At 49.4% G+C, this 1968-nt stretch carries 1 protein-coding gene; it reads left to right on the top strand.

The window, feature by feature from the left end:
- Positions 1 to 1968, top strand: a 1968-nt coding sequence (gene tkt / locus ACQEXR_RS20010; protein WP_427021019.1) for a transketolase, incomplete at its 5' end; no start/stop codon positions are given.

Consider the following 1968-nt stretch of genomic DNA (forward strand, 5'->3'; position numbering starts at 1 on the left):
GCAATCCGCGCTCTAAGCATGGATGGTGTACAACAAGCTAACTCTGGTCACCCAGGCGCACCTATGGGTATGGCTGATATCGCTGAAGTTCTTTGGCGTTCACATCTAAATCACAACCCAGCTAACCCAGAATGGGCAGATCGCGACCGTTTTGTACTTTCTAACGGCCACGGCTCTATGCTGATTTACTCGCTGCTACACCTTGCTGGTTACGAGCTGTCTATCGACGATCTGAAGAACTTCCGTCAGCTGCATTCTAAGACTCCAGGTCACCCAGAGTACGGTTATGCGCCTGGTATCGAAACAACAACGGGTCCTCTAGGTCAAGGTATCACAAACGCGGTTGGTATGGCGCTGGCTGAGAAAACGCTTGCTGCACAATTCAACAAACAAGGCCACGACATCGTTGACCACTTCACTTATGCATTCATGGGTGATGGCTGTCTGATGGAAGGTATCTCACACGAAGCATGTTCTCTTGCGGGCACGCTAGGTCTTGGCAAACTTATCGCTTTCTGGGATGACAATGGTATCTCTATCGATGGTCATGTTGAAGGTTGGTTCTCTGACGATACTCCTAAGCGTTTTGAAGCGTACGGCTGGCATGTAATCCCAGCAGTTGACGGTCACGATCCTGAAGCGATCAATGCGGCCATCATTGCAGCAAAAGCTGACCCTCGCCCTACGCTAATCTGTACTAAAACTATCATCGGTTTTGGTTCACCTAACAAGTCTGGTTCACACGACTGTCACGGTGCACCACTAGGCGCTGAAGAAATCGCAGCGACACGTAAAGAACTTGGTTGGGAGCACGGTCCTTTTGAAATTCCGCAAGATGTCTACGCGCAATGGGATGCGAAAGAAGCAGGCGCAGCTAAGGAAGCAGCGTGGAACGAGAAATTTGCAGCTTATGAAGCAGCATATCCAGAACTTGCAGCAGAATTCAAACGCCGCGTAAACGGTGAACTGCCAGCAGAGTGGGAAGAGAAAGCCAACGCGATCATCGCTGATCTACAAGCTAACCCAGCCAACATCGCTTCACGTAAAGCGTCACAAAATGCGCTAGAAGCATTCGGTGCCATGCTACCAGAATTCCTAGGCGGCTCTGCTGACCTAGCACCTTCTAACCTAACGATGTGGTCGGGTTCTAAGTCTGTATCTGCTGATGATGCCTCTGGTAACTACATTCACTACGGTGTGCGTGAATTCGGTATGACGGCGATCATGAACGGTATTGCGCTACACGGTGGTTTCGTACCATACGGTGCAACATTCCTAATGTTCATGGAATACGCGCGTAACGCAATGCGTATGGCTGCTCTGATGAAAGTTCAGAACATCCAAGTTTACACGCACGACTCTATCGGTCTAGGCGAAGATGGTCCAACTCACCAACCGGTTGAGCAAATGGCTTCTCTACGTCTAACGCCAAACATGAGCACATGGCGTCCATGTGACCAAGTTGAGTCAGCCGTTGCTTGGAAACTGGCAATCGAGCGTAAAGATGGCCCTACATCTCTTATCTTCTCTCGTCAAAACCTTGCACAGCAAGAGCGTGACGCTGAACAACTCGCCAACATCGCTAAAGGTGCTTACATCCTGAAAGACTGCGCTGGCAAACCTGAGCTTATCCTTATCGCAACAGGTTCTGAAGTAGAGCTAGCGGTAGAAGCAGCAGCACAGCTAACAGCAGAAGGTAAGAAAGTTCGCGTTGTTTCTATGCCATCAACCGATGCTTTCGACAAGCAAGATGCAGCATACCGCGAAGCAGTACTGCCATCAGACGTCACAGCACGTATCGCTATCGAAGCGGGTATTGCGGACTTCTGGTACAAGTATGTTGGTTTCGGTGGCAAGATCATCGGCATGACAACATTTGGTGAATCAGCGCCAGCTGACCAACTGTTCAAGATGTTTGGTTTCACTACTGAAAACGTAGTAAACACAGCAAAAGAATTGCTAGCGTAA

Origin of the sequence: Vibrio sp. TRT 2004, from assembly GCF_050113735.1 — a bacterium.
Taxonomy (GTDB): domain Bacteria; phylum Pseudomonadota; class Gammaproteobacteria; order Enterobacterales; family Vibrionaceae; genus Vibrio.